Below are 22,555 nucleotides of genomic sequence, written 5' to 3' on the forward strand. Positions count from 1 at the left end.
GCGTGATGTTTTCTTTTTCAGGATCAATGTCTGATCATAATTAGTTCAGAAAATAAGGAGCGTGCACAGTGAGTGTTGCACAGACAGCTTACGAGCGAATTAACGATTACGGTTCAGTTAAAATTGGGCTGGCCAGTCCTCATGATATTCGGAGTTGGTCATTCGGCGAAGTCAAGAAGCCGGAAACCATTAACTATCGAACCTACCGCCCCGAACGGGATGGTCTGTTCTGCGAGCGAATTTTTGGTCCTGAGAAAGACTGGGAATGTGCCTGCGGAAAATACCGGGGCATGAAGTACAAAGGCATGATCTGCGACCGTTGTGGTGTGAAAGTGACTCACAGTCGCGTCCGTAGAAAACGTATGGGGCACATCGAGCTGGCTGCGCCCATCGTGCATATCTGGTTCTTCAAATCCATGCCCAGCCGCCTGGGTGCATTGTTGAATATGAAGACGACCGCCCTGGAGAAGGTCGTTTACTTCCAGGATTATGTCGTCACCGATCCCGGGGATACTCCCCTGGAAATATGTCAGACCATGACCGAAGAAGAAGCACGCCAGAATCAGGCCAAGTACGGTCCCGGTGCTTTCGAAATCGAAATGGGTGCCGAAGCCATCAAAAAGCTGTTGATGAGTTTGAACCTGGTCGAATTGTCTGTCCAGCTCCGCAAGGATCTGTTTGAGACAGCCAGCCAGCAGAAGCGTAAAGATTACATCAAACGCCTGAAGATTGTGGAATCGTTACGGGACAGTGACAACCGTCCTGAGTGGATGGTGCTGGAAGTGATCCCTGTGATTCCTCCCGATTTGCGTCCGCTGGTACTTCTGGATTCCGGCAACTTTGCCACCAGCGACCTGAATGACCTGTATCGTCGAATTATCAACAGAAACAACCGTTTGAAAAAACTGGTTGACCTGAATGCACCTGAAGTTATCGTGCGGAACGAAAAACGCATGCTGCAGCAGTCAGTCGATGCATTGTTTGATAACAACCGCTGCAAACGTCCGGTCCTGGGTTCCTCCAACCGGCCTTTGAAGTCACTGACTGACATGATCAAAGGTAAGCAGGGACGTTTCCGTGAGAACCTTTTGGGTAAACGTGTTGACTATTCGGCACGAAGTGTGATCGTGGTGGGGCCCGAGCTGAAACTGCATCAGTGTGGTCTGCCCAAGAAAATTGCGTTGGAACTGTTCCAGCCTTTCATTATTCGTCGTTTGAAAGACAGCGGCCATGCTGACACAATCAAGTCAGCCAAACGCATGCTGGAGCGTAAGGATGAGGACGTATGGGATATCCTGGATGAAGTCATTCAGAATCATCCAGTACTGCTGAACCGGGCTCCGACTTTGCACCGTATGGGCATTCAGGCATTTGAGCCGATTCTGGTGGAAGGAAACGCGATTCGCGTCCATCCGCTGGTTTGTGGTGGGTTCAATGCCGACTTCGACGGTGACCAGATGGCGGTTCACCTGCCGCTCTCGATTGAAGCCCAGGTGGAAGCAACTACGTTGATGCTGGCTACGAATAACATCTTCAGTCCTTCTGATGGTGCTCCCATTATTCGTCCTTCGCAGGATATCGTGATGGGTTGCTACTACCTCACGCTCAAAAAGACAGAGCGAAAAGGGGAAGGGATGATCTTCTCCTGTGTGAACGAAGTACACGCCGCCTTCCAGCAGCGTGCACTTGATCGCCATGCCATTATCAAAGTGCGTATGCCCTCTGATAAGCGGATTAAAGGTGACGGGGCAGATGACTTCAAGATGGGTGGTTTGATTGAAACGACCGTCGGGCGTGTGATCTTCAATGACATTCTGCCCCGGAAGATGGCCTTTTATAACCTCACCATGAAAGGTCGCGATCTGTCCAATGTGATTTCTGACTGCTATCTTGAACTGGGACGGCGGGAAACGATTAACCTGCTCGACAAGATGAAAGAGACCGGTTTCCGTGAATCAACTTTGAGTGGTTTGTCATTCGCGACGAGCGACTTGAAGACCGCGCCGAACAAGGCCAAGGTAATTGGTGATTCAGAAAAGACTGTCCTGCAGAAAAATAAACTGTATGACCGTGGTCTGATTACTTCGGAAGAGCGTTATAACCAGGTGCTCGATACCTGGACCCACGCTCGCGAATTGATTACGACCTCCATGATGCATGAGCTGGAAAACGACTACCGTGAAAACGGCAAGTACGTGAACCCGATCTATCTGATGTCAAACTCAGGTGCTCGTGGTGGTATCGAACAGATGCGTCAGCTTGGTGGTATGCGTGGTCTGATGGCCAAGCCGAGTGGGGAAATTATTGAAACTCCCATTAAGGCGAACTTCCGTGAAGGTCTGACTGTACTCGAGTACTTCAGCTCGACTCACGGTGCACGAAAAGGTCTGGCGGATACGGCTCTGAAAACTGCGGACTCCGGTTACCTGACACGTAAGCTGGCAGATATCTGTCAGAACGTGGTTGTGACCGAACATGACTGTGGTACGACCCAGGGTATGACCCGTGGGGTAGTCTATCGTGGTGAGAAGGTTGAAATGAGTCTGACCGATGCGATCCGTGGTCGTGTCAGTCGTACGAATATTGTCGATCCGATTACTGACGAGGTGATTGTCCGTGAAAACGAACTGATCACAGTCGAAATCGCCCGACGCATTGAAGAGATGGGACTGGAGAAAATTCAGGTGCGCAGTCCGATGACCTGTGAATCATCACTGGGGCTCTGCCGTCTGTGTTACGGGATGGACCTGTCAACAGGTTCGTTGGTGGAAGAAGGTCTGGCTGTCGGGATTATCGCTGCACAGAGTGTGGGTGAACCTGGTACTCAGCTGACAATGCGTACGTTCCATATCGGTGGGACTGCATCCCGTGAAGTGGAAGAAAACGAAATCCGCACCCGTCGTGCCGGTAAAGTGAGCTTTGCCCGTATCCGATCTGTGGTTAACAGTGAAGGCCTGAGCGTTGTGCTGACACGTAATGGTGAAGTCCTGATTAACGACCCCAAGGGGCGTGAGCTCGAACGGTATACCATTCCCAACGGTGCGACTCTGATGGTCAACGAAGGTGATGAGCTTTCTGATGGTCAGGTGATCTGTCAGTGGGACCCTCACTCTATCTCCATTCTGGCCGAAGTTGGTGGTCGTGTCCGGTATGAGGAATGTGTGGAAGGTAAAACCATTCGTACGGATAAAGACCCCAGTGGTCACGTGCGGCGTTCGATTATTGAGCATAAAGGTGAACTGCATCCGCAGATTATCATCGAAGACGGTACCGGGAAAATTCTTGACTTCTATTACCTGCCTGAAAAGGCCAGTATCGAAGTGGATGAAGGGCAGCAAATCACCGCGGGTACCGTGGTGGCAAAGAATCCACGTGAATCTTCCGGTACCCAGGATATTACCGGTGGTCTGCCTCGTGTGACGGAGCTGTTCGAAGCACGTCGTCCGAAAGACCCCTCCGTTCTGGCCGAAATCGACGGTGAAGTCGAATTCGTTCCGGAAAAGAAACGCGGTAAGCGAATCGTGATTGTCCGTGGAGAAGACGGAACCGAAGTGGAGCACGTCATTCCTCACGGTAAGCATCTGCTGGTGCACGCGGGCGACCTGGTGAAAGCCGGCGATGCCCTGGTGCGTGGTCCTCTGGTACCTCACGACATTTTACGTGTGAGTGGTACCGAAGCCGTCCAGCAGTACCTGCTGCATGAAATTCAGAACGTCTATCGTGCACAGCGTGTGACGATCGACGATAAGCATCTGGAAATTATTATCTCCCGCATGTTAAGCAAGGTGATGGTAGAAGATGTGGGTGATACCAATCTGCTGCCGGGTATCGTGCTGGATAAGTTGACCTTCCAGAAAATCAACGAAGAGACCAGTGTCTGTGTCAAGGTTGTGGATTCGGGTGATACCGACTTCCAGCCAGACGACCTGGTTCCACTGGCGACAATTGAAGAAGTGAATGCCCAGGTAGAACTGGCAGGGCAGGGTCCCGCCAGCTTTACCAAGCCGCGACCGGCGTCTGCCAGTTCGCAGTTACTGGGGATTACCAAGGCTTCCGTACAGAGCGAAAGCTTTATCTCGGCTGCCAGTTTCCAGGAAACGACCAAAGTATTGACCGAAGCTGCTCTGGCTGGGCGTGTCGACTACCTGGTAGGTCTGAAGGAAAATGTGATTCTGGGGCACCTCGTGCCGGCAGGAACTGGTTTCTATCAGCATCAGACTGCGGAAGTACGAATTCGTCCGGAAGCTCTGGAAGAACTGAAAGCAGAAAAAGAACGGATTCTGGCAGCTCGCATGAGTCTGCTGAACGAAGTGCAGCCTGATAAACCGGTTCCCCTGGGAGGCGTTCAGGAAGTGGAAGATTATGGGCAGGGAGGAGTTGATCCCTCAGTGGAAAGTACTCCACCCAGTCCGAATCCGTATGAAGAATAAGGTGTAGCAGTCCGAACGATATGACGGATCAGTCGATTGCCTTTGATCAGAAATTGGATCAGGTGTGAGACTTGACGGATGCGTTCGGGCTGGATACATTGTCCCGTTCCTGTCTCCGGTGAGAGGTACGGAAAAGAGGCGAATAAAGTGGTCATTTGTTTCGATGGCTGCATGTAAATAGAAGTGTTTATTGTAGTTCAAGTTTTGAACGAAGATGGATTGTTTCAGATGCCAACGATTAATCAGTTGATTCGTAAGCCAAGAAAAAAACAGATCTCCAAGAGTAAAACTCCTCTGCTGGAAGGTTGTCCGCAGAAGCGTGGGGTCTGTCTGCAGGTGAAAACCGTCACCCCGAAAAAGCCAAACTCCGCCTTGCGTAAAGTGGCCCGTGTCCGTCTTTCCAATGGGAAAGAACTGACAGCTTATATTCCCGGTGAAGGTCACAACCTGCAGGAGCACTCGATTGTGCTGGTACGTGGTGGTCGTGTTCGCGACTTGCCGGGTGTGCGTTACAAGGTCATCCGCGGTGTTCTGGATACGCTGGGTGTGAATGATCGTCGTCAGGCACGTAGCCGTTACGGTACCAAGCGCCCTAAGTAAGCCTTGGTTTCAATACTTGCATTTAATATTTGATCACATTTGTCAGTGTTCTATCGGGGCACTGAAATTACTGTCAGAGGAAAAGTTGGAATGGGCAAGAAGTTTACAGCCAGTGCGACTCAGCTGAAGCCAGATCCGCGGTTCAATTCGCTGCTGGCTTCCAAGTTTGTTAACTGCCTGATGCACGATGGCAAGAAGAGCGTTGCTCAGAACGTTTTTTATGATGCCTTGGAGCGTATCAAGGAAAAGGTTCCCGATTTAGAGCCGATTGAAGTTTTCACACAGGCTGTCGAAAATGTGAAGCCCAGCGTGGAAGTTCGATCCAAGCGCGTCGGTGGTGCGACTTACCAGGTTCCAACTCCCGTGAATCCCAAGCGTCAGCAGACCCTGGCGATTCGCTGGCTTCTGGCTGCCATTCGTGGCAAGAAGGGGCGTCCAATGGAAGTCCGTCTGGCCGATGAGATCATGTCCGCTCACAAGAAAGAGGGGACAGCCATGACAACACGTGAGAACATTCATCGAATGGCTGAAGCGAACAAGGCATTTGCTCACTTCGCTTTCTCACGCTAAGGTAAGTTAATCGATCATTAAGACGCACTGGTAAGGCTCTCGCGCCATTACTTTGTGCGTCTTTTTTTTTGATCCCGGGCGAATCCGGAAATCGTAACATCTGGTTTGTATAAATTGGGTTTCAGGCAGTAATGATGAATTGCTGTCTGGTGTGCATGTTGGCAATTTTGTGAATGGGATTACAGGGTAAGATGTCAGCTTCAATAGATCATATCAGAAACATCGGAATCATCGCTCACATTGATGCCGGTAAGACTACGACCACTGAGCGGATTCTGTATTACGCAGGCGTTGTGCACAGGCCCGGTGGTGTCGATGAGGGTACCACTGCGACTGACTTCGATGAAGAGGAGGCGAAGCGGGGGATTACCATCTATTCGGCTGCGATTACCTGTCACTGGAAGGGGTATTCGATCAATATTATCGACACGCCAGGTCACGTCGATTTTACAGCCGAGGTGGAACGCAGTCTGCGTGTGCTGGACGGAGCCGTGGTGGTGTTTAGTGCCATGGAAGGGGTCGAGGCACAAAGTGAGACGGTGTGGCGGCAGGCGGATAAATACAATGTGCCCCGTATCTGTTTTATTAATAAGATGGACCGCATTGGTGCCAGTTTCAATCGTACGTTTGACGAGGTCAGGCGGCGTCTGCGGGCCAATCCGGTGGCACTGCAGATTCCCATCGGGGAGGGCTCGACTTCCACGGGGGTTTCATTTGAAGGCGTGATCGATCTGATCAAAATGAAATCGCTCTATTACGACAAGGGTTCGATGGGGTCAAGTTTTGAGGTTCGTGAAATTGCTGACGAGTATCTGGAGCAGGCTCAGGAGTGGCGGAGTAAGATGCTGGAAGCGGTTGCCGAACTGGATGAGAAGGTGCTGGAGCAGTATTACGAAACCGAGGATATCCCGGAAGAGGATTTGTTGCGCCTGTTGAGGGAAGCGACATTACGGGGTGATCTTCAGCCTACCTTTTGTGGTTCTTCCTTGAATTTTATCGGCGTGCAACCGGTGCTGGATGCGGTGGGGGAATTTCTACCCAGTCCGCTGGATCGTCCTCCTGTCGAAGGGATTAATCCTCAGCCGAAAAAACGTGGCGCTGAAGCGGGTGAGCCGGAATCGCGCGCGACTTCAGTTGATGAGCCCATGTGTGGGCTGGTCTTCAAGATTCAAACTGACAAGCATGGTGATTTATGTTTTATTCGTGTTTACTCGGGTCAGTTGAAGAGCGGGACGCGTCTGCTCAATGCGCGAACGGGCAAGAAGGAGTTGATCAGTCAGCTCTGGCGCGTACATGCCGACGCGCGGGAAAAGGTTGAGACAGACAGCATTGATGCCGGTGATATTGCCGGTGTGATTGGGCCGAAAGACGCAGTTACTGGCGATACGCTGTGTGATATTAAGCATCCGATTTTACTGGAAAGTATTTCGTTTCCCGAGACGGTCATTTCGATGGCGGTGGAGCCGGAGTCGAGTGCGGATCGAAAAAAGCTGGAAGAGACTCTGGTGAAGTTGTCGCGTCAGGATCCGACATTCAAGGCGATCCCCAACGAAGAGACTGGCCAGACCATTGTGTCGGGTATGGGGGAGTTACATCTGGAGGTGTTGCGGAACCGGATGCAGAAGGAATTCAATTTGAGCGTGCGTGTGCATAAGCCGCGCGTCAGTTATCGTGAAACGGTTTCGGCGGCTGTTGAAAAGAGAGTTGAATTCAACCGTCCGACAGCAAACGGGAACCTGTATTTTGATGTGAAGTTGCGACTGGAGCCTTATAAAGGGGAGTCGCCGATATCGATTGTCAGTAAACTGAAACCGGAAGATCTGGATCCCGGGCTGGTTAAGGTGATGATGGACACATTGCGGATGGGTGTTGATGGCGGCGGACAGGTTGGGTTTCCACTGATGAATGTGCAGTTTACTGTGCTGGAAGCGCATGCCCGCGAGGGGGAAACAAATGATGCTGCTGTTGAAGCCGCTGTTTCCGAGGCATTGCATGGTTGTGTTATGGATGCGAAAATGCAGTTGCTGGAGCCTATAATGAAGATGGAAGTGGTGACCCCTGATGAATTTCGGGGGAATATTCAGGCAGATCTCAGTTCGCGAAATGCGAGTGTTCTGAATAGTGAGTGGCGGGGTGATCTATGTGTCATGGAGGTGGAGTCGCCTCTGTCACAATTGTTTGGTTATTCTACCCAGATTCGCAGTCTGTCGCAGGGGCGTGCCTCGTTCTCAATGGAGCCTTTGAAGTATGCGCCGGCTCCTCCGAGTGTCTTAAAGGAGATGATTGGATAATTTTTCAAAAATCATAGGGTAGGTCGCTTGGTATCCGGCAGGGGAGTGTGTAACTTGTCTCCTCTGCGAATCTGAAAACTGCACAGCAGAAGTCAGATGAACAGTGTCTAGTGAGAATTCCTGGTGAAGATGTCAGAATTTCAAAAAAAGCGTTTTAAGCTTTGGTGGGGTTGTTGACAAGCGGTAGGGGTCTCATTAGTATTGCTCGCTTCCCCGTGCGAGAAAAATGTCTAAACGGGGTAAGAGTCTAATTTTAGAGAAGGGATTTATTGGTGGCCGTTGCGAGTCAAGAGCGAATTAGAATTCGCATGGAAGCTTATGATCACTCCGTTTTGGATCAGTCGGCAGCAGATATTGTTGATACTGCAAAGCGAACCGGTGCGATCGTGCATGGCCCTATTCCGTTGCCTACGAGAATTGAGCGATATACGGTTCTGAAGGGGCCGCATATCGATAAGAAGTCTCGCGAGCAGTTTGAAATTCGGACTCATAAGCGTTTGGTTGATATTTTGTCTCCAACCGGCAAGACGATTGATGCTTTGAATAAATTGTCGTTGCCTGCTGGGGTTGATATTAAAATTAAGGCGTCCGCTGGCGGAAACTAGTCTTTTATCAGTTTTCGTTATGATGCTCGCGGTGTCGGTTTTGTGCCGGTGTCGCTTGATTGGTTAGGGATCCAGCTTCTGGCTGGTGGTGCTATGCTTCCTGCTGTCTGAAGTGGCAGTTTCGTGGAAGCTTTGTTCCCGTTGTTTAAGGGTGATGAGTATGCCTGTCGGTCTGCTGGGTAAAAAGGTCGGGATGACGCAAATTTATGATGACGGGGTTATGGTCCCTGTCACTGTGATTCAGGCTGGTCCTTGCCATGTGCTCCAGGTGCGTACTTTGGACACGGATGGATACGAGGCGGTTCAGGTTGGTTTTGAAGATAAACCACGCCGTTTGGCTGCTCGTAGTGAGCGAGGTCACGTTGCAGCACTGGATAGCAAGCGTCAGAAGAAGCGTGCTGAGTCTGGCGTGGCTGTAGTGGAAAAAGCAGGTTGCGAGCCAAAACGTTTTGTAAAAGAGTTTCGCACGGATGGTGAAGATCATGGTTGCGAAGTCGGCGGCGAGTTGACGGTCTCTGTATTTGCTGACGTGCCATTCATTGATGTGATTGGTACCAGCAAGGGCCGCGGTTTCGCTGGTGTGATGAAAAGACACAATTTTTCTGGTCAACGGGCGACTCACGGTGTGAAGCGAGTTCATCGTCATGGTGGTTCTATTGGTCAGAGTGCGGATCCTTCCCGTGTTATGAAGGGGACGCGAATGGGTGGCCGGTATGGTGGCAAGCAGATTACTGTCAGACATTTGAAAGTAGTTCGGGTCGATGAGGAGAACGGCGTTCTTCTGGTCCGGGGTGCAGTGCCAGGCCCGAATGGGGGCGACCTGGTAATTCGTCGTACTAACAAGTATTAGTTTTGAGTGTTTGAAGTATTTAGACAGTTCTGCCTTATATATATGGTGTTGAAATGATTTCTGTTGCAATTCAAGATAAAGCTGGCAAAGAAGTGGGCAAGTATGAATTTGAGTCCACGGAATTAGCCAATGGAATCAATCGCCAGTTACTGCACGATGTTGTCGTGATGTATGAGGCGAACAAGCGAATTGGTTCTTCCAAGACAAAGAGCCGCGGCATGGTCGTTGGTAGTACCAAGAAGCTGTATCGTCAGAAAGGGACTGGGCGTGCCCGTGCTGGTGCTTCCCGGACTCCTGTAAGACGCGGTGGTGGTCACACATTTGCGAAAACTCCGAAAGACTGGAGCTATCGCCTGCCTAAGAAGGCGGTTAAGTTGGCGACCCGTATGGCGATTTTAAGTAAATTTGAAGATGAGCAGGTAACGCTGATTGATGAGCTGGCGTTGCAGGTTCCAAAGACAAAAGAAGTCGTAGGCGTGCTGAAGGCTCTGGGTTTATCCAGCACCAGCTGTCTGTTGACTGTTGAAGGGCACGATCCTGTAGTATGGAAATCTGCTCGCAATATTGCAGGGGTACAAGTTGCACCTGCCAGCGACCTGAATGCTTATGATGTTCTGCATCAGCGGCAGATGGTTCTGACAAAGTCAGCCCTGGATCGGCTGCTTGGTCGGGTTGAAGGTTAGTTTACAGGGTTTTCAGTTTAGTCATCCAGTCTGAGTATTGAGGTTAGTTGTTATGTCGGATGGTTCAAATAAAGGCGTTCAGCTGGAGCCGTATCAGGTCGTCATCCGGCCATTGGTGACAGAAAAAGGGACTCACCTGTCCGAGTCTTTTAATGCATACACGTTTGTGGTCGATAAATCTGCCACAAAAACAGATATTAAAAAAGCTGTGTCTGAATTGTGGAATGTGCGAGTGATTGGTGTTCGCACACAGAATCGAGGCGGAAAGCCACGGCGACATAAGTATAAAGTTGGTTATACAAAATCATGGAAGAAGGCGATTGTGGAACTGCATGAGGATGATCGTATTTCATTCTTTTAAGCCTTATTTCGTGTAGGGTGTCAGTCTAAGCAATGTCTGATCTGGTTTTGAAACCAATAAAGTAATTGAGGAACTAAATTATGGGAATCCGATTCTACAAGCCAGTAACGCCAGGTCGGCGCGGTGCATCGGTGAGCGATTTTGCAGCGATTACAGATCGCAAAAAAGCTCCTGAGAAATCCCTGCTGGTGCGGTATAAGAAAAAAGGTGGACGGAATAACCAGGGCGTAATCACTTCTCGTCACCGGGGTGGCGGGCACAAGCGAATGTATCGTCTGATTGACTTTCGTCGTAACAAAGATGGTGTGCCAGCCAAGGTGAATGGGATTGAGTATGATCCCAATCGTTCGGCTCGGATTGCGCTGTTGCACTATGTCGATGGTGAAAAGCGATACATTCTGGCTCCGGAAGGCTTGAAAGCCGGTGATACCGTTGTCAGTGGAGATAAAGTAGAACCAAACGTTGGGAACTGCATGCCTTTGTCAAGCATTCCCCTGGGTTCGACAATTCATAATGTGGAAATGCAACCTGGTCGTGGTGGTCAGCTCTGTCGTAGTGCTGGTACCTCTGCCGTGTTGAATGCTCGTGAAGAAAACTGGGCACAGGTGACTCTGCCTTCCGGCGAAGTTCGTCGTATTCCCAGTTCCTGCCGGGCCACAATGGGTGAAATTGGAAACTCGGAACATACAAAAATCGTTCTGGGTAAAGCAGGTCGTAAACGATGGCTGGGGCGTCGTCCTCATGTGCGTGGTACCTGTATGAACCCGGTTGCTCACCCGATGGGTGGTGGTGAAGGTCGAAACTCAGGTGGTCGTCACCCCTGTAGCCCGACTGGTAAGCTCGCCAAAGGTGGAAAAACAAGAAAGAGGAAAAAGGCATCATCAAAGGCTATTATTCGACGTCGCAAGTCACGTCGTTATGGTCAGCTGAAGCTCTGATTTCCGTTTTGATTTAAATTTATAGTATAACTATCTGTTTTCGATAATTGAGGACAAGTTTTATGGGTCGCTCTCTGAAAAAAGGGCCATATGTTGACGTTAAGCTTCTTAAGAAGATTGAGAAGTTGAACGAGTCGGGCAAAAAGACACCGATCAAAACATGGGCTCGTGCTTCAACGATTGCTCCGGAGTTTGTAGGTCATACATTCCTGGTGCATAACGGGCGCGCTCACTTAAACGTATATGTAACGGAAGAAATGGTCGGTCATAAGCTGGGTGAATTCTCGCTGACGCGTAACTTCCGTGGCCATACGATGAAGAAGAAATAAGCGTTTGTGTTTGTTGTTGTTGCGGCTGTGATAGCCGATAACCGATAGAATTATGCAATAGTGAAGTGGAGTAATTGTCATGGGGCAAGTTCGAGCAATGCATCGATTTGCACGAATATCAGCAACAAAGGTTCGTCCTTTTGCAGACCTGGTTCGAGGTATGACTGCTTCAGAAGGTTTGGATTCGTTAAAGTATATTCCAAACCGGGGAGCACGTTTTCTTGAAAAGGTCATCAAGAGTGCAATGGCGAATGCTGAAGACAAGGGTGCTCGCAATGTAGAAGCTTTGAAAATCACTGAAGCCCGCGTTGATGGCGGACCGATGTTCAAACGCATTCAGCCCCGTGCTCGAGGAATGGCTTACACGATTCGTCGTCGTATGTCACATATTCATGTTTCGATTGAAGCTCCAGAGCTGCCTTAGAACTGATTTGACTTTTAACTAAACTGTTGACACAAATAACTGAAACCCAACCAGAAATACTTAAAGGATAACCTGTATCATGGGGCAAAAAGTTCGACCAACCGGATTTCGAGTCGGCGTGGTAGAAGACTGGAGAAGTCGTTGGTATGCCTCCAAGAAAGACTTTGGGGCACTGCTGGTTGAAGATCAGAAGGTGCGGAAGTTTATCCAAACCAAATACAAATTTGCCGGCATTCCCAAGGTCGAGATCGAACGAACTCGTGACCAGGTTGTCGTGCATTTATTCACGGCCCGCCCGGGGATCATTATTGGTCGTAAAGGGCAGGAAGTGGACCGGTTGAAAGCGGAACTGGAAGATTTGACCGGTCGTCGGATGGAACTGAAGATTATTGAAGTAGAAAATGCACTGCAAAGTGCAGCTCTGGTTGCGGAAGATATCGCTCAGCAGTTGTCTAAGCGTGGTAGCTTCCGTCGAACCATTAAACGTGCCCTGGACCAGGTAATGGAAACGGGCGTTCATGGAATTAAAATCGAGCTTTCCGGTCGATTAGGTGGAGCAGAAATGTCACGGCGTGAAAAAGCAAGCCGTGGTTCTATTCCACTCTCGACTCTGCAACGTCATGTTGACTACGGATTCCGCGAGGCACACACCACCTTCGGAGTTATTGGAGTGAAAGTCTGGATTGACCTTGGTGATTATTCAGATGAGGAGAATCGCGATGGCTCTGATGCCAAAGCGGGTCAAGCACCGCAAAAGCCAAAGAGGACGCATAAAAGGTAATGCGACACGTGGTAACACTGTTGCCTTTGGTGAATGGGGCTTACAATCTCTGGACCCTGGGCACATAACAGCACAAACCATTGAAGCCTGCCGAATTGCAGCCACACAATATGTTCGAGGTGAAGGTAAACTTTACATCCGGATCTTCCCCCAGAAGTCGGTTACATCCCGACCTCTGGAAACCCGTATGGGTAAGGGAAAAGGGGAACCGGATCACTGGGTCGCCGTCATCAAGCCGGGCACTGTGTTGTTCGAACTGGCGGGGGTTTCGCATGAAGCAGCCAAACGCTGTTTCGCGCGTGTTGCACATAAGTTGCCAGTGAATGTAAAGCTGATTCAACGTCGGCCTTCCATTTAACCTGGTTGATTACTGGTTATTATCAATTACATCACTTCGGAAATGTCAGCCTTATGTTGACAGACCGAAAAACATCATTGGGTTTTACTGATGACCAAAGCGAGTGAATTACGCGAGATGAATGACGAGCAATTGTCTTTCGCTCTGCAGGAAACACAAAAAGAGTTGTTTCAGTTGCGGTTCCAGGCAGCAACGGAGCGGCTTGATGCACCTAGTAACATTAAGCGGCTCCGACGTGAGATTGCCCGAATTCAGACAATCCGTCGCGAACGCGAATTAAGTCAGCAGAATAATGCTTAAGCAGGCTCGTTGAGGTAAGAAAATGCGAAAAATACTGACAGGCACCGTCGCCAGTTCGAAAATGGACAAGACTTTACGAGTCGAAATTCAGAGACGATATCGTCACCCACTTTACGGTAAAACCGTTCGTGGTCGGACTGTCTGCCACGTGCATGATGAAAAGAATGAAGCACAGGAAGGGGATACTGTCGAAATTGTCGAAAGTCGTCCTCGCTCTAAAACAAAACGTTGGGATTTGATCCGGGTTGTCGAGAAGAAACAAGACTGATTCCATTTAGTCTGACTGCGACTTCGGGTTTATTTTAATAGTACAAAGACAAAGATCAGGTAGACCTCATCTTTTGGTTGATAAGGAACAGGCAAAGCCATGATTCAGATGCAAACCGATCTGGATGTATGTGATAATTCGGGTGCCAAGGTTGCGCGCTGCATTAAAGTGCTGGGCGGTACCGGGCGACGAACTGCTGAAATTGGCGACGTGATTGTCGTCAGTATCCAGAAAACTCTGGCTGGCAGTAACATCAAAAAAGGTCAGGTATTACGTGGCGTGATTGTTCGAACCAGATATCCCTGCCGTCGTGATGATGGCAGCTATGTCCGGTTCGACCGGAATGCAATGGTTTTGATCGATGGCGAGGGCAATCCTCGGGGAACACGTATTTTTGGCGCAGTGGCTCGAGAGCTTCGTGAACGCAAATATATGAAAATTATTAGCCTGGCAAACGAGGTAGTCTGAGAATGAAGATACGACGTGGCGATTCAGTGATTGTGATCACCGGAGCAGATGCAGGCGATACTCCCAGGCGAGTACTGCAGGTAGTTGCAGGCGGTAAGAAGCTGACGGTAGAAAATGTAAATCGGGTTTTCAAGCACGTGAAACGTGGCCATCCCAAGAGTCCTCAGGGAGGACGTCTTGAAGTAGAGATGCCGATCGATATTTCTAACGTGAAGTTTTATTGTGAAGCCTGCAGTTCAGCAGCCCGTGTTGGTTATCGCTATACAACTGATGGCAGCAAAGAGCGATTCTGTAAGAAGTGTAGTGCGTCGCTGGGAGCCATCAGTCCTGCGAAGGCAAAATACCAGAAACAATAATCAGATTTCGTAGTTTTCAGTAAGGAAGATTGTTCCGAGAGTTCGGCCAGTCTGAAGCAAAACAATGGCAATACCAACATTATTAAAACAATATCGTGAAGAGATTGTACCTGCCCTGAAAGAAAAACTGGGCCGTACCAATGTGCATTCACTGCCACAGATTGAAAAAGTGGTGATCAGCATGGGGATCGGTGCAGCCAACCAGGACCGGAAACGTCTGACCGAAGCCGCTGATCACATGACATTGCTGGCAGGTCAGAAATCACAGATTACACGTGCCCGTCAGTCTGTAGCTGGTTTCAAATTACGCGAAGGTCAGGAAATCGGTTGCCGGGTTACCCTGCGTGGAAACCGGATGTATGAATTCCTGGAACGTCTGATTTCACTGGCCCTGCCACGTGTTCGCGACTTCCGCGGGATTAACCCCAAAGCCTTCGATGGCAATGGAAATTACAGTCTGGGACTGAATGAGTCTCTGGTCTTCCTGGAAATTGATCCGGATTCCGTAAAAAATACACAGGGTATGAATATTACGATCGTCACCTCAGCTGCTAACAATGAAGAAGGTTTTCTTCTGTTAAAAGAGCTGGGAATGCCGTTCCGTAAATAACCCGTTTTGAATTGTCTATACAAGTAATAACAGTATCACCAGAATGGTAGATAGTCGGAGAATTATAGTGAGGGTAGCCAGCTAATGATGACAGACCCTATTGCAGATATGCTGACGCGAATTCGTAATGCACTGCAGATTGAACGGCCTTATGTTGATATTCCTGCTTCCAAAATCAAGGTGGCTATTGCAGGTGCCTTGCAGCGTGAGGGTTACGTCTGGGACTTTGAAGTGATTGAGAACAGTCCACAGAACATTTTACGAGTGAATCTGAAATATGGTCCCAACGGGGAACGTGTGATTCAGAAGATCTACCGTGAAAGTAAACCTGGTCGGCGCACTTATCAGGACCTGCGATCCATGCCGGAAGTTCTGCAGGGGCTGGGGGTCAGCATTCTTTCGACCAGTAAGGGTGTTCTGAGCAATCGTGAAGCAAAACAACAGGGTGTAGGCGGCGAATTACTCTGCACCATCTGGTAATATAGATGTTTATCCAGGCTGGCGAACCTTGGTTCTGCCGCCTTTATTTAACTGGAATTTGAAGTTATGTCTCGAATCGGTAAAAAGCCAGTTCCCGTTCCTGCTGGAGTGGAGATCAAAGTTGACGATACCGCTATTTCCGTCAAGGGAAAACATGGTGAACTGTCCTTTGCTTTTCATCCCTCAATGAAGGTTGAACTTGATTCGGCAACGAATGAAATCAATGTGATTCGTCCTGATGATGCCCGTCAAAGTCGTGCCCTGCATGGCCTGACCCGGGCGTTGATCGCCAACATGGTTCAGGGTGTGGAAACTCCCTTTGTTCGGAAACTGGAAATTCAGGGTGTCGGTTACCAGGCCTCTCTGAATGGAAACAAGTTGAGCCTGCAGGTCGGTTTTGCCAATACAATTGTTCTGGAAGTTCCACAGGGTGTAATCTGTGAATTGCCGAGCAGTACCAATATTGTGCTGACCAGTGCCGATAAACATGCGGTAGGTCAGTTTGCAGCAAATATTCGTAGCGTACGTCCCCCTGAACCTTACAAAGGTAAAGGAATTCGTTATGAGGGTGAATATGTACGACGTAAAGCTGGTAAGGCTTTTGCGAACTAGTACAATCTTTACCTGCCTGTATGAGCAGTCAGTCAGCGGCCTGAAATTCAGGTGATACTGTTTTTGAAAAGATGACGGTCAAATGAAATTAGAAAAAACACTGAAAAAACAGAAACAACGCCGTTCGTTCCGTATTCGCAATACGGTTCGTAAGACAGGTCGTTTACGTTTATCTGTTTATCGAAGCAATAACCATATCTACGCTCAGCTGATTGATGATACAGCTGGCGTGACACTGGTCTCTGCCAGCACAAAAGACAAGAGCCTGGCTGGTGAGATTGAAAATGGTGGAAACATTACCGCTGCGGAAAAAGTCGGTAAGCTGATTGGCGAACGAGCTGTCGAGAAGGGGATTAAGGAAGTCGCCTTTGATCGTGGCCCTTACCGATACCACGGGCGAGTTGCTGCCCTGGCTGATTCTGCCCGCAAAGCCGGACTGGAATTTTAACAGAGACAACATTCAATACGGGTTGGAGAAGATACCGTGTCAAAAGATGGTTCAAAGCAAACACCAGAAACAGTCATTCAAATCCGCCGTTGTGCCTGCGTGGTCAAAGGGGGACGTCGATTCAGTTTCACAGCTCTGGTTGTTGTCGGCGATAAAGAAGGTCGTGTAGGCTGGGGATATGGCAAAGCCATCGAAGTGCCACTGGCAGTCGATAAAGCTGTTAAGCAGGCCAACCGCAGTATGATCAAAGCAAACATTATTGAAAATACAGTACCCCACGAAGTGGTAGGCCGATTTGGTTCTGCCCGCGTGCTGCTGTTACCCGCCCGTCCTGGTACCGGTATTATTGCCGGTGCTGGTGTTCGAGCTGTCGTGGAAGCAGCCGGTATTACTGATATTTATACAAAGAGTCGTGGTTCCAATAATCCAATCAATGTTGTGAAAGCCACCATTGATGGGCTCTCAAAACTGCGAACCCGGGATGATATTGCACGTTTGAGAGGAGTAGAAGTCTAATGATTATTGATGACGTCCATCGCGGAATAAAAAAGAATAAGAAAAAGAAGCGTGTCGGTCGTGGACCTGGCTCCGGTCATGGTAAGACGTCCAGCCGCGGTCATAATGGTTATGGAAGCCGCTCTGGTTCTTCCCGTCGTACGAGCTTTGAAGGGGGACAGACTCCCCTGGCAATGCGAGTTGCGAAACGGGGTTTCAATAACAAGCAGTTCGCGAAAAAAGTTGCGGTTGTGAATGTGGCTACTTTAGAGCAGGCATTTGAAGCGGGTGCAGAAATCACTCCTGAAGTGCTGGCTGAAAAAGGTCTGGCCAAAGGTCGTTTCGATCAGGTGAAAATCCTGGGTAACGGGGACCTGACCAAGAAGTTTACCGTATCCGCTCACCTGTTTTCTGCTTCTGCTGAATCCAAGATTCAGGCAGCTGGCGGAACTGTCAGTCGCGTTTTGTCATAAGTAATTTCATTCAAGGACTTGATTTCAGCAGCTAAGAATACGATTCCCCTTTCCTTCAGGATTCGCTAAAATCCGAAGCAAAGCTTCAATCAATGCCTGCTGAATTATGACACAAAGGACCGCTACTTATGCTCGGTAAATTACTAGTTCTATTCAAAATTCCCGAGCTTCGTAAAAAAATTGTACTGACGCTGGGGTTACTGGCCATCTATCGGATGGGTTTCTGGATTGCCTTGCCATTTGTCAATCAGGCCCAACTGACTGAAACCCTGGAAAACCTGCAAAGTCAGCAGGGTGGCATCGGACAGGTCATACAGGTCATTTCTCTGTTCTCCGCTTCCAATATTGGCCAGAGTACTATCTTTGGTCTGGGCATTATGCCTTATATCTCTGCTTCGATTATCTTCCAGTTGATGGGGACGGTTTATCCGCCCCTGGAGCGCCTCCAGAAAGAGGGGGAAGCGGGCCGGAAGAAAATTAATGAATATACACGTTACGCCACAGTAGTGATCTGCCTGGTACAGAGCTTTTTCTGGATTCGAACGCTGGCCGGTGGCTTTGGCTCCGGTTCCAGTCTGATCCTGGATGGCTACCAGGGACTGTATTACCAGATTGTGGCAACCATCACCATGACCACGGGGACGGTCTTCCTGATGTGGATTGGTGAACAAATCGATGCTTACGGCATTGGTAACGGAATCAGTCTGCTGATCATGGCGGGGATTCTGGCGCGGATGCCTCAAGCTGGTTTTAGTCTGATCGAACCTGCGTTTAAGAATGGGATCGCCCTGGGGACTGATACCGGGATCGATCGATTACTGATTCTGGCTCTGGTGTTTGTCTTTGTGGTGGTCTGGGTGATAGCGATTACCCAGGGGCAGCGTCGTATTCCGATTCAGTCCGCCAAACACGTCCGTGGTCGTCGGGTTTCCGGTGGACAGCGACAGTCACTGCCATTACGCGTCAATCAGGCTGGTGTGATGCCAATCATCTTCGCTTCCAGTCTGCTGATGTTCCCTTACTTTTTATTCCACGGCTTAAGCCAATACTTTTCCACCTCGCAATTCTGGTCCATGCTCGATGAAGCATTCCAGCCGATGAGTCGTGGTTTTGTTTACACAATGTCTTATGTCGTATTGATTTACTTCTTCTGCTACTTCTGGACGGCGATTACCTTTAATCCCAAAGATATGGCAGAAAACCTGAAAGATTATGGTTCGTTTATCCCCGGCTATCGTCCGGGGGCTCGAACAGCCGCCTATCTTGAGCAGGTGATGGTTCGTATTACCTATGTTGGTGCCGCGTTCCTGTCACTGGTAGCAATTATTCCCACATTGGTGTCCACCTGGTTAGGGGTCGATTTCCTGGTGGCGAGTTTTTACGGTGGAACCGGATTGCTGATTGTGGTTTCCGTGGTGCTGGACCTGGTCAATAAAATTGACAGTCATCTGGTGATGCGAAACTATTCAGGCTTACTTGAGAGCGATCTGTAAAGGTTAAACGGGTGAGTCATGGCGAAATTCACCAAAAAAGGTGCGTTTCGCTTGTCGATTCACGTTCGCGGCGTTTATAATTTCCTGATTCGCTCCGCTTCGGAAATTGTACAGGTTTGATACGAAGCCGGAGTTTGCTCATTTTATGGGCGCAATTAATTAAATTTACACGAGTTACATTCAGCGGGTCTATGATTTCCGCATTTTGTCAACTCGATTATATCGTGAACCAAAGTTAGATAGAGAAGTCGTAGTACGATGAAAGTCCGAGCCAGTGTTAAGCGGATTTGTGAAAACTGTAAAGTCATTCGGCGAAAAGGGCGCGTCTATGTGATCTGCTCTTCCAACCCGCGCCATAAGCAGCGTCAGGGTTAATCGTCTCGAATTCAGTTTCATTGATTTGACTTCAGTTTTTAAATCCAGCGGAGTGAACTAAAAATGCCACGTATCCTCGGTGTTGATATTCCGAACGACAAGCCTGTTTATGTTTCCCTGACCTACCTGTATGGTATCGGCAAGGTGACATCGCTTGATATTTGCCACAAATTAAATATCAATCCCCAGTTGAAAGCAAAAGATCTGACCGACGATGAGTTGAGCCGGATTGTGAATATGCTGGATACTGATTATTCAGTGGAAGGTCAATTGCGTCGTGCTACACAGCAGGACATTGCCCGACTGCGAGACATTCAATCATATCGTGGTATTCGTCATCGACGTGGACTTCCTGTTCGCGGACAGAATACACAAACCAACGCCCGTACCCGCAAAGGTGGTAAGAAAACCGTTGCCGGTAAAAAGGGTGTTAAAGACGCCCGTTAAACCCCGGGATTCTGTCGTCTGTGCCGCGAAGAGAAAAAGATCATACAGAAGTCGTTGCCGGTTGCGGCGACTCGATATTAAAACATCACACATAATGAGTTTCAGTTTCTGAATCCATACTGACGGAAACATCAGGAGTAGCAGAGTGGCTAAAGTCAAACGAAAAAAAGTGAAACGTCACATCACAAAAGCGATTGCTTACATCAAAGCAACGTTTAACAACACCACCGTTACGATTACCGATTTAAACGGTGATGTGCTCTGCTGGGCAACTGCAGGAACTTCCGGGTTCAAAGGCAGCCGTAAGAGCACTCCGTTTGCTGCCCAGCGGGCCGCAGAAATCTGTGCTGAAAAAGCATCCAAATTCGGTGTGAAAGAAATGGAAATTCGCGTCAAGGGACCAGGTTCCGGACGGGAAAGTGCCATCACCGGTTTACAGTCAGCAGGCATCTCGATCCGTGCGATCGAAGATATCACCCCGCTGCCACACAATGGCTGTCGTCCCCCGAAAAAACGACGTGTCTGAACCAGCACTTCTGGTAACATAGCGCACCGCTTTGGCTGTCGCAACACATATTGATTTAAAATAACTGGAACATTGATTTCACATCATGTTCTAAACGACTGTGTTCTTTGGAGATTATTTCAATGCGAATCCGTTGGCGAGGACTGGAATTACCAAGCCGTGTCATCCCTGATCGGGACTCAATGACATCAACTTATGGTATGTTTGTAGCCGAACCATTCGAACGTGGATTCGGTGCAACCATTGCCAACAGTCTGCGACGAATCCTGCTTTCCAGCCTGGAAGGCAGCTCGGTAACCCGCGTGAAAATTCAGGGTGTGCAGCACGAATTTACCACGATCCCCGGTGTTGTAGAAGACATTACTGAGATCTGTCTGAACCTGAAATCACTGATCGTCAAAAATTCCAGCTCAACTTCCAAGACTCTGCGGATTGAAAAGCATGAGCGGGGCGTTGTGACCGGGGCAGATGTCATCACCGACGATCAGGTTGAAGTCATCAACAAGGACCTGGTGATTGCCACCATGACTGATGATGTTCCCCTCAACATGGAACTGACCATCGAGAACGGCCGCGGATATACTCCCGCTTCAGAACATGCTCAGCATGATACGGAAGTCGGTGTGATTCCTCTGGACGCTACATTCTCACCTGTTGTGCGTGTGCGATATAAAATTGAAGATACCCGTGTTGGTCAGCGTACCAACTACGATAAACTGAACCTGGAAATCTGGACTAACGGAACTGTCAAGCCTGATATGGCTCTGGTAGAAGCCTCCAAGATTCTCCGTAAGCACCTCAATCCCTTTATTACCTATCGCGAGCCTGGCCCGGAAATGCCGCCCGAAGGTGGACTCAAGGGAATGTTGGATACGACCGGTTACGCTCCGATCGATCTGGAACTGGAAGAAAAACTCAACCAGAGTCTGGCCGAGCTGAATCTTTCCGTACGTGCGACCAACTGTCTGGAATCGGAAGGCATTAACACCGTCCGTGACCTGGTTGGTAAATCTGAAGATCATTTATTACATGTGCGTAATTTTGGGGAAACCACCCTGGTTGAAGTTCGTGAAAGACTGAGCCAGATTGGACTGCGTCTGGGAATGAAGATCCCCAGCTCTTCCTCACAATCGCGTTAATCATTTAAGATTTTCGCGTTGACAGAATAGAATCAACGAGTCTTTTACTCTCAGCAATCAGAATAATTCAGAGTTAAGTCATGCGACACCGAATGAGAGGCCGAAAATTAGGCCGCAATGCATCACACCGTAAGGCTATGTTCCGTAATATGGCGGTGAGCTTCATTAAGACCGTCCGGATTGATGAAGAAGCTGAAAACGCACCCAAGGTTTCTGGTCGTATTACCACGACCGTTCAGAAAGCCAAAGAACTGCGTCCTTTCATGGAAAAGCTGATCACACTCGGCAAGAAGGCTCAGCCTCATCTGGAAAACGCAGCTCAGTTTGCAACAGATGCTGAGAAGAATTCCAGCGAGTGGAAAACCTGGCGTGAGTCAGAGCAGTGGAACAAGTGGAACCAGGCAATGGCTCCCGCATTGACTTACCGTCGACGCGCATTTGCAGACCTGCGTGACAATGAAGCTGTTGACATCCTGTTCAACGAACTCTCAGAACGCTTTGAAGAACGTACCGGCGGTTACACCCGCATCGTTCGTCTGGCAACCGTTCGTCTGGGTGATGCCGGTGAGCAGGCTATCATCGAATTCGTGGGCGAACGTGATCGCGTGAAACCTGTTAAACGCAGTACCACTCTCGATAGCGAAACTGAAACTGCTACCGAAGAAGCTCCTGCTGACGAAACAGCCAGCGAAGAGCCTGCTACTGAAACCGAAGCTGAAGAAACGGCAGCTACGGATGAAACTCCTGAAGCCAGTGCGGAAGCTGCTGAAGAAGACAAAGAAAAAGAAGCGTAAGCTTTCGCCGGCCGAATTCGGCTATGCGGAAATTCCGGTTCTCGCTAATAT

The 22,555-nt window shown here is 49.2% G+C and carries 28 protein-coding genes and 1 pseudogene; all 29 read left to right on the top strand.

What is annotated here, in order from left to right; all coding sequences use genetic code 11:
* Positions 1–68 precede the first annotated feature (68 nt).
* The 29 genes and pseudogenes from rpoC (at position 69) to ACN0YH_RS11500 (ending at position 22,504) form a co-directional block, all read left to right on the top strand.
* Positions 69–4,430, top strand: coding sequence for a DNA-directed RNA polymerase subunit beta' (gene rpoC / locus ACN0YH_RS11360; protein WP_417379682.1), 4,362 nt, complete (start codon positions 69–71; stop codon positions 4,428–4,430).
* Positions 4,431–4,658: 228 nt separating this feature from the next.
* Positions 4,659–5,030: a 30S ribosomal protein S12 gene (gene rpsL, locus ACN0YH_RS11365; RefSeq protein WP_002649821.1), complete on the top strand. Its 372-nt coding sequence runs from the start codon at positions 4,659–4,661 to the stop codon at positions 5,028–5,030.
* Positions 5,031–5,120: 90 nt separating this feature from the next.
* Entirely contained in the window at positions 5,121–5,600 is a 480-nt protein-coding gene (gene rpsG / locus ACN0YH_RS11370) for a 30S ribosomal protein S7 (protein ID WP_417379683.1), read from the top strand.
* 191 nt (positions 5,601–5,791) lie between these two features.
* Positions 5,792–7,891 carry an elongation factor G gene (fusA, locus tag ACN0YH_RS11375; RefSeq protein WP_417379684.1) on the top strand — a complete coding sequence of 700 codons (2,100 nt, stop codon included), beginning with the start codon at positions 5,792–5,794 and terminating at the stop codon, positions 7,889–7,891.
* Between the two features lie 272 nt (positions 7,892–8,163).
* Positions 8,164–8,496, top strand: a complete 333-nt coding sequence (rpsJ, locus tag ACN0YH_RS11380; RefSeq protein WP_002649712.1) for a 30S ribosomal protein S10 — start codon at positions 8,164–8,166, stop codon at positions 8,494–8,496.
* Positions 8,497–8,656: 160 nt separating this feature from the next.
* Positions 8,657–9,346, top strand: coding sequence for a 50S ribosomal protein L3 (gene rplC, locus ACN0YH_RS11385; protein WP_417379685.1), 690 nt, complete (start codon positions 8,657–8,659; stop codon positions 9,344–9,346).
* A gap of 53 nt (positions 9,347–9,399) precedes the next feature.
* Entirely contained in the window at positions 9,400–10,029 is a 630-nt protein-coding gene (gene rplD / locus ACN0YH_RS11390; RefSeq protein WP_417379686.1) for a 50S ribosomal protein L4, read from the top strand.
* Positions 10,030–10,081: 52 nt separating this feature from the next.
* Positions 10,082–10,390, top strand: a complete 309-nt coding sequence (gene rplW, locus ACN0YH_RS11395) for a 50S ribosomal protein L23 (RefSeq protein WP_417379687.1) — start codon at positions 10,082–10,084, stop codon at positions 10,388–10,390.
* Between the two features lie 80 nt (positions 10,391–10,470).
* On the top strand, positions 10,471–11,328 hold the full coding sequence (gene rplB, locus ACN0YH_RS11400) for a 50S ribosomal protein L2 (protein WP_417379688.1): 858 nt from the start codon (positions 10,471–10,473) through the stop codon (positions 11,326–11,328).
* A 62-nt stretch (positions 11,329–11,390) separates the two neighbouring features.
* Positions 11,391–11,657, top strand: a complete 267-nt coding sequence (gene rpsS / locus ACN0YH_RS11405; RefSeq protein ID WP_002649717.1) for a 30S ribosomal protein S19 — start codon at positions 11,391–11,393, stop codon at positions 11,655–11,657.
* Between the two features lie 79 nt (positions 11,658–11,736).
* Complete coding sequence (gene rplV / locus ACN0YH_RS11410) at positions 11,737–12,081, top strand: 50S ribosomal protein L22 (protein ID WP_417379689.1); 345 nt, start codon at positions 11,737–11,739, stop codon at positions 12,079–12,081.
* A 79-nt stretch (positions 12,082–12,160) separates the two neighbouring features.
* A complete protein-coding gene (gene rpsC, locus ACN0YH_RS11415) occupies positions 12,161–12,862 on the top strand; it encodes a 30S ribosomal protein S3 (RefSeq protein WP_417379690.1) in 702 nt (233 codons plus the stop codon).
* Positions 12,801–13,220: a 50S ribosomal protein L16 gene (gene rplP, locus ACN0YH_RS11420; RefSeq protein WP_081459651.1), complete on the top strand. Its 420-nt coding sequence runs from the start codon at positions 12,801–12,803 to the stop codon at positions 13,218–13,220. The genes rpsC and rplP overlap by 62 nt, the downstream gene beginning before the upstream one ends.
* 90 nt (positions 13,221–13,310) lie before the next feature.
* Positions 13,311–13,520 (top strand): 50S ribosomal protein L29, encoded by a 210-nt coding sequence (rpmC, locus tag ACN0YH_RS11425; protein ID WP_002649721.1) that lies wholly within the window; start codon positions 13,311–13,313, stop codon positions 13,518–13,520.
* Positions 13,521–13,542: 22 nt separating this feature from the next.
* A pseudogene (rpsQ, locus tag ACN0YH_RS11430) lies at positions 13,543–13,776 on the top strand (30S ribosomal protein S17); the annotation flags it as partial.
* Positions 13,777–13,887: 111 nt separating this feature from the next.
* Complete coding sequence (rplN, locus tag ACN0YH_RS11435; RefSeq protein ID WP_417379691.1) at positions 13,888–14,256, top strand: 50S ribosomal protein L14; 369 nt, start codon at positions 13,888–13,890, stop codon at positions 14,254–14,256.
* A 2-nt stretch (positions 14,257–14,258) separates the two neighbouring features.
* Entirely contained in the window at positions 14,259–14,612 is a 354-nt protein-coding gene (gene rplX / locus ACN0YH_RS11440; protein ID WP_417379692.1) for a 50S ribosomal protein L24, read from the top strand.
* A 64-nt stretch (positions 14,613–14,676) separates the two neighbouring features.
* A complete protein-coding gene (gene rplE / locus ACN0YH_RS11445) occupies positions 14,677–15,222 on the top strand; it encodes a 50S ribosomal protein L5 (protein WP_417379693.1) in 546 nt (181 codons plus the stop codon).
* A gap of 84 nt (positions 15,223–15,306) precedes the next feature.
* Positions 15,307–15,702 carry a 30S ribosomal protein S8 gene (gene rpsH, locus ACN0YH_RS11450; RefSeq protein ID WP_417379694.1) on the top strand — a complete coding sequence of 132 codons (396 nt, stop codon included), beginning with the start codon at positions 15,307–15,309 and terminating at the stop codon, positions 15,700–15,702.
* Between the two features lie 66 nt (positions 15,703–15,768).
* On the top strand, positions 15,769–16,314 hold the full coding sequence (rplF, locus tag ACN0YH_RS11455; RefSeq protein ID WP_417379695.1) for a 50S ribosomal protein L6: 546 nt from the start codon (positions 15,769–15,771) through the stop codon (positions 16,312–16,314).
* A gap of 82 nt (positions 16,315–16,396) precedes the next feature.
* Positions 16,397–16,762 carry a 50S ribosomal protein L18 gene (gene rplR, locus ACN0YH_RS11460; protein ID WP_417379696.1) on the top strand — a complete coding sequence of 122 codons (366 nt, stop codon included), beginning with the start codon at positions 16,397–16,399 and terminating at the stop codon, positions 16,760–16,762.
* A gap of 36 nt (positions 16,763–16,798) precedes the next feature.
* Positions 16,799–17,278, top strand: coding sequence for a 30S ribosomal protein S5 (rpsE, locus tag ACN0YH_RS11465; RefSeq protein WP_417379697.1), 480 nt, complete (start codon positions 16,799–16,801; stop codon positions 17,276–17,278).
* Positions 17,278–17,730 (top strand): 50S ribosomal protein L15, encoded by a 453-nt coding sequence (gene rplO, locus ACN0YH_RS11470; protein WP_417379698.1) that lies wholly within the window; start codon positions 17,278–17,280, stop codon positions 17,728–17,730. The genes rpsE and rplO overlap by 1 nt, the downstream gene beginning before the upstream one ends.
* A 128-nt stretch (positions 17,731–17,858) precedes the next feature.
* A complete protein-coding gene (gene secY / locus ACN0YH_RS11475) occupies positions 17,859–19,223 on the top strand; it encodes a preprotein translocase subunit SecY (RefSeq protein ID WP_417379699.1) in 1,365 nt (454 codons plus the stop codon).
* Positions 19,224–19,481: 258 nt separating this feature from the next.
* Complete coding sequence (rpmJ, locus tag ACN0YH_RS11480; RefSeq protein WP_002649734.1) at positions 19,482–19,598, top strand: 50S ribosomal protein L36; 117 nt, start codon at positions 19,482–19,484, stop codon at positions 19,596–19,598.
* Between the two features lie 63 nt (positions 19,599–19,661).
* A complete protein-coding gene (gene rpsM, locus ACN0YH_RS11485) occupies positions 19,662–20,045 on the top strand; it encodes a 30S ribosomal protein S13 (protein WP_145231945.1) in 384 nt (127 codons plus the stop codon).
* A gap of 145 nt (positions 20,046–20,190) precedes the next feature.
* Entirely contained in the window at positions 20,191–20,571 is a 381-nt protein-coding gene (rpsK, locus tag ACN0YH_RS11490; protein ID WP_145231944.1) for a 30S ribosomal protein S11, read from the top strand.
* Between the two features lie 122 nt (positions 20,572–20,693).
* On the top strand, positions 20,694–21,710 hold the full coding sequence (locus ACN0YH_RS11495) for a DNA-directed RNA polymerase subunit alpha (protein WP_417379700.1): 1,017 nt from the start codon (positions 20,694–20,696) through the stop codon (positions 21,708–21,710).
* A gap of 80 nt (positions 21,711–21,790) precedes the next feature.
* A complete protein-coding gene (locus tag ACN0YH_RS11500; RefSeq protein ID WP_417379701.1) occupies positions 21,791–22,504 on the top strand; it encodes a bL17 family ribosomal protein in 714 nt (237 codons plus the stop codon).
* Positions 22,505–22,555 lie beyond the last annotated feature (51 nt).

Source organism: Gimesia sp. (assembly GCF_048262075.1).
GTDB lineage: Bacteria > Planctomycetota > Planctomycetia > Planctomycetales > Planctomycetaceae > Gimesia.

Bases quoted from the DNA above. Each gene is read 5' to 3' on its own strand.
- rpsH (WP_417379694.1), top strand. From the start codon at position 15,307: ATGATGACAGACCCTATTGCAGATATGCTGACGCGAATTCGTAATGCA.
- rpsL (WP_002649821.1), top strand. From the start codon at position 4,659: ATGCCAACGATTAATCAGTTGATTCGTAAGCCAAGAAAAAAACAGATC.
- rplR (WP_417379696.1), top strand. From the start codon at position 16,397: ATGAAATTAGAAAAAACACTGAAAAAACAGAAACAACGCCGTTCGTTC.
- rplX (WP_417379692.1), top strand. From the start codon at position 14,259: ATGAAGATACGACGTGGCGATTCAGTGATTGTGATCACCGGAGCAGAT.
- rpsC (WP_417379690.1), top strand. From the start codon at position 12,161: ATGGGGCAAAAAGTTCGACCAACCGGATTTCGAGTCGGCGTGGTAGAA.
- ACN0YH_RS11500 (WP_417379701.1), top strand. From the start codon at position 21,791: ATGCGACACCGAATGAGAGGCCGAAAATTAGGCCGCAATGCATCACAC.
- rplB (WP_417379688.1), top strand. From the start codon at position 10,471: ATGGGAATCCGATTCTACAAGCCAGTAACGCCAGGTCGGCGCGGTGCA.
- rplP (WP_081459651.1), top strand. From the start codon at position 12,801: ATGGCTCTGATGCCAAAGCGGGTCAAGCACCGCAAAAGCCAAAGAGGA.
- rplF (WP_417379695.1), top strand. From the start codon at position 15,769: ATGTCTCGAATCGGTAAAAAGCCAGTTCCCGTTCCTGCTGGAGTGGAG.
- ACN0YH_RS11495 (WP_417379700.1), top strand. From the start codon at position 20,694: ATGCGAATCCGTTGGCGAGGACTGGAATTACCAAGCCGTGTCATCCCT.
- rplC (WP_417379685.1), top strand. From the start codon at position 8,657: ATGCCTGTCGGTCTGCTGGGTAAAAAGGTCGGGATGACGCAAATTTAT.
- rplO (WP_417379698.1), top strand. From the start codon at position 17,278: ATGATTATTGATGACGTCCATCGCGGAATAAAAAAGAATAAGAAAAAG.
- rpmJ (WP_002649734.1), top strand. From the start codon at position 19,482: ATGAAAGTCCGAGCCAGTGTTAAGCGGATTTGTGAAAACTGTAAAGTC.
- rplW (WP_417379687.1), top strand. From the start codon at position 10,082: ATGTCGGATGGTTCAAATAAAGGCGTTCAGCTGGAGCCGTATCAGGTC.
- rpsS (WP_002649717.1), top strand. From the start codon at position 11,391: ATGGGTCGCTCTCTGAAAAAAGGGCCATATGTTGACGTTAAGCTTCTT.
- rplD (WP_417379686.1), top strand. From the start codon at position 9,400: ATGATTTCTGTTGCAATTCAAGATAAAGCTGGCAAAGAAGTGGGCAAG.
- rpsM (WP_145231945.1), top strand. From the start codon at position 19,662: ATGCCACGTATCCTCGGTGTTGATATTCCGAACGACAAGCCTGTTTAT.
- secY (WP_417379699.1), top strand. From the start codon at position 17,859: ATGCTCGGTAAATTACTAGTTCTATTCAAAATTCCCGAGCTTCGTAAA.
- rplE (WP_417379693.1), top strand. From the start codon at position 14,677: ATGGCAATACCAACATTATTAAAACAATATCGTGAAGAGATTGTACCT.
- rpsG (WP_417379683.1), top strand. From the start codon at position 5,121: ATGGGCAAGAAGTTTACAGCCAGTGCGACTCAGCTGAAGCCAGATCCG.
- fusA (WP_417379684.1), top strand. From the start codon at position 5,792: ATGTCAGCTTCAATAGATCATATCAGAAACATCGGAATCATCGCTCAC.
- rplN (WP_417379691.1), top strand. From the start codon at position 13,888: ATGATTCAGATGCAAACCGATCTGGATGTATGTGATAATTCGGGTGCC.
- rpmC (WP_002649721.1), top strand. From the start codon at position 13,311: ATGACCAAAGCGAGTGAATTACGCGAGATGAATGACGAGCAATTGTCT.
- rplV (WP_417379689.1), top strand. From the start codon at position 11,737: ATGGGGCAAGTTCGAGCAATGCATCGATTTGCACGAATATCAGCAACA.